This is a genomic window from Desulfofundulus sp., from assembly GCF_049701015.1.
Classification (GTDB): Bacteria; Bacillota; Desulfotomaculia; order Desulfotomaculales; family Desulfovirgulaceae; genus Desulfofundulus.
The window spans coordinates 12,909-16,226 of the sequence record NZ_JBNATZ010000030.1; the positions used below are offsets into that span (position 1 = coordinate 12,909).

Sequence of the window (3,318 nt, forward strand, 5' to 3'; positions counted from 1 at the left end):
AAGCCTGTCTGCAATCGTATTGAACAATGGCGGGTGTTAGGATAAAATAAGGCAGGGAAAATCCATGCTTTAAGGACGGTAGGAAAAGTTGCGCATCATTGTGGGCATAACCGGAGCCTCGGGAGCTGTGTACGGCATAACCCTGCTGGAACAACTGAAAATCTCGGGGATTGAGACACATCTGATTTTGAGCCCCTGGGCTGCAAAAACAATAACTCTGGAAACGCGCTGGACACCCGAACAGGTTATGGCACGGGCCAGCTACTCTTATGCGTCCAGCGACCTGGCAGCCCCGGTAGCCAGCGGGTCTTTCGTACACCATGGTATGGTCATTGCCCCCTGCAGCATGAAGACCCTGGCTTCGATAGCCTGGGGTTATAGCGACAACCTGATCACCCGGGCTGCCGACGTTACGATAAAAGAAAAGCGTCCCTTGATCCTGATGACCAGAGAAACGCCTTTAAATGCCATCCACCTGGAGAATATGCTCAAGCTGGCCCGGCTCGGTGTAGTCATCATGCCCCCGGTACCATCCTTTTACCAGCACCCCGAGACAATTGAAGACCTGGTCCTGCAAACAACAGGACGCGTGCTGGATCTTTTGGGCATCGAAAACAACCTGGTCACAAGGTGGGAGTAAGAAGAACGCCGCATTACCGGTATTTGAAAGCTTACAACATATTTCTTTTTTTAAAGAACAGCAGGGCAACCAGCGTCAGGATGAAGGACAGTAGCACTATAGCGGGAAAAGCTGCCTTTGACTGCTGAAGCGGCAGGTTTACATTCATACCGTATAAGCTGAACAACATGGTCGGGATCATTAAAATGATGGTCACTGAAGTTAAAAACCGCATGACCAGGTTTAGATTATTCGAGATTATCGAGGCAAAGGCGTCCATGGTACTGCTCAGAATCTCGGCATAGATTTCACTCATTTCTATGGCCTGTTTATTCTCAGTGATTACATCTTCCAAAAGGTCTTCATCTTCTTCGTACATCTTGATTAAACCGTCGTTAATTTCGGAAGGGTCTTTTGCCAGGTGTAACTTTAATAACTTTTCCATCACGATTTCATTACTTCTCAAAGAAGTTGTAAAATAAACAAGGCTTTTTCCCAGGCTGAACAACTTAATTAATTCTTCATTTTCCGTGGACCGGTGCAACCTTTGTTGAATTTCTTCACTTCTTCTGTCAATCTGCCTCAAGTAGCGCAGGTAATGGCTCGCTGTCAGGTAAAAGAGCTGTAAAAGAAAGCGTGTTTTTTTATAAGTATAAAAACCTCTGATGCGGCAGGCATAAAGTTCGTTTATAATAGCGAGGTCTTCCAGGCAGATAGTAACTATAACATTTTCTGTTATAATGATGCCCAGAGGAATGGTATCATAATTATGATCCCTCACAACGGGTACCCTGATAATAACAAGGACACAACCTTCCTCGGATTCGATACGGGAGCTCTCTTCTTCGTCAAGAGGGTATTCCAAAAAATCCACCGGCAAACCAAGCCGTTCTGCGACCCCCTCTACTTCTTCTCTGGTGGGGTTGACCAGGTTGATCCAGCTCCCCTTCTCTCCCAGGACATCGCTTTCCACCAGAGCCTCTCCGACACTTTTGTATACTTTCAGCATAGCTTCCACCCCCTGTTCCCGAGTCTCCCCAGGGGCGGGTCCCGTTTTGTCGCGACGATTATTCCCTGCCGGTATAACCAAAATTACGCAGGTAAAGGTCCTGGTTGCGCCAATCTTCCTTGACCTTGACCCACAGGTCGAGATAGATTTTTGTCCCCAACAGGAGTTCCATCTCTTCCCTGGCCAGTCGCCCTATCTCTTTCAGCATCCGCCCTCCTTTGCCTATTAGAATTGCCTTATGCGATTCTTTTTCCGTATAAATGACCGCCCGCACATAAACCAGCTGGTCCGACCTTGGCTCCACCTCCTCCACCACCACTGCCACCCCATGGGGCACCTCCTGGCTGGTCAGGTGAAGCACTTTCTCCCGGATGAGTTCGGCCATAATAAACTGTTCCGGCCTGTCCGTAATCATATTCTCAGGATAATATTTGGGCCCGTACGGCAGGTAGGAAATGACCAGTTCCACCAGGCGGTCCAGGTTTTCGGGCTTGAGAGCGGAAACCGGAATTATCTCGGCAAAATTATATTTCTGTGAAAAAACATCAATCAGAGGCAACAATTCCGCCTTGTTTTCCAGCAGGTCTATCTTATTTATAACCAGGATAACAGGAGTTTTTACTTCACGGAGCTGGTTGATTATGTACTCGTCCCCGGGCCCCGGCAACTGCGGTTCAACCAGAAAAAGGATCACGTCCACTTCCCGTAGAGCGCCAAGAGCCACTTCCACCATGTACTCACCAAGCTTATGCCTGGGTTTATGAATTCCCGGAGTATCCAGAAAGATGATCTGGGCATCATCGCGGGTAATGATGGAATGGATTTTATGCCGGGTCGTCTGGGGCTTATCCGACATAATGGCGACCTTTTGCCCCACCAGCTGGTTTAGAAGGGTGGATTTGCCCACATTGGGGCGCCCTATTATGGCCACAAAACCTGATTTAAACTTTTCCTGTTCCACCATCTTCCTCCTTTCAGCCCTCAAACAACAAATCTACCTGTCCACGGGCTCCACCACGCGCATCGGATTGGGGTGGGAGCCACTTTCAATCTGTTCGCCCCCCGCCGCTTTCAGTTTAAAGGTCATGGGCAGCAGTTCAGCCAGTGTCTTTACTATATAATCACCCCGGTGGTTACACATATAAACCTGGATTTCGCTTCCGAATTCAGCCAGCACCTGACGGCAGGCACCGCAGGGTATGCAGTAATCTTCGCCGTCGGAAATCACTGCCAGAGCGGCAAATCTCCTTTCCCCGTTGCTCACTGCTTTAAAAAGGGCCACCCGCTCGGCGCAAACAGTCAAACCGTAGGAGGCATTCTCAATGTTGCAGCCGGTATACAATCTTCCTTCCGAAGTCAGTATGGCCGCACCGACCCGGAAACCGGAATATGGAGCGTAGGCCCTTTCCCGGGAAGCCCGGGCCGTATTTATGAGCTTTTCTACGGGAAACTGCATCACCGGCAGGTCAATCAAGTTAATGCACACCTCCCGGAGCACGTACCCAATTGCGAACGAAAGCGTACAAGTAAGGGTAAAATACCAGCAGACCTACAACTATCGAATTTAAAGCAGCCAGCAGTACGGCCCCGGCAGCGACATCCTTGGCTACCCTGGCCAGGGGGTGATACTGGCTGGAATAGAGGTCAACCACCTTCTCCACGGCGGTGTTGAACATTTCGGCGATTACCA

Annotated in this window: 5 protein-coding genes; 1 reads left to right on the top strand and 4 read right to left on the bottom strand. The window is 49.5% G+C overall.

Annotation, left to right across the window (positions count from 1 at the left end):
• Positions 1-88: 88 nt before the first annotated feature.
• Entirely contained in the window at positions 89-640 is a 552-nt protein-coding gene (locus tag ACPLUI_RS03355; protein ID WP_424658862.1) for a UbiX family flavin prenyltransferase, read from the top strand.
• Positions 641-671: 31 nt separating this feature from the next.
• Here ACPLUI_RS03355 and ACPLUI_RS03360 read toward each other — a convergent pair whose 3' ends face one another.
• From ACPLUI_RS03360 to ACPLUI_RS03375, 4 genes are all read right to left on the bottom strand, one after another.
• Positions 672-1,628, bottom strand: a complete 957-nt coding sequence (locus ACPLUI_RS03360; RefSeq protein ID WP_424658863.1) for a magnesium transporter CorA family protein — start codon at positions 1,626-1,628, stop codon at positions 672-674.
• Positions 1,629-1,686: 58 nt separating this feature from the next.
• Positions 1,687-2,592, bottom strand: a complete 906-nt coding sequence (gene era, locus ACPLUI_RS03365; protein ID WP_424658864.1) for a GTPase Era — start codon at positions 2,590-2,592, stop codon at positions 1,687-1,689.
• 30 nt (positions 2,593-2,622) lie between these two features.
• Positions 2,623-3,102 carry a cytidine deaminase gene (cdd, locus tag ACPLUI_RS03370; RefSeq protein ID WP_424658865.1) on the bottom strand — a complete coding sequence of 160 codons (480 nt, stop codon included), beginning with the start codon at positions 3,100-3,102 and terminating at the stop codon, positions 2,623-2,625.
• A gap of 1 nt (position 3,103) precedes the next feature.
• On the bottom strand, positions 3,104-3,318 hold a 215-nt coding region (locus tag ACPLUI_RS03375), incomplete at its 5' end, for a diacylglycerol kinase (RefSeq protein ID WP_424658866.1).

Bases quoted from the DNA above. Each gene is read 5' to 3' on its own strand.
- ACPLUI_RS03360 (WP_424658863.1), bottom strand. From the start codon at position 1,628: ATGCTGAAAGTATACAAAAGTGTCGGAGAGGCTCTGGTGGAAAGCGAT.
- era (WP_424658864.1), bottom strand. From the start codon at position 2,592: ATGGTGGAACAGGAAAAGTTTAAATCAGGTTTTGTGGCCATAATAGGG.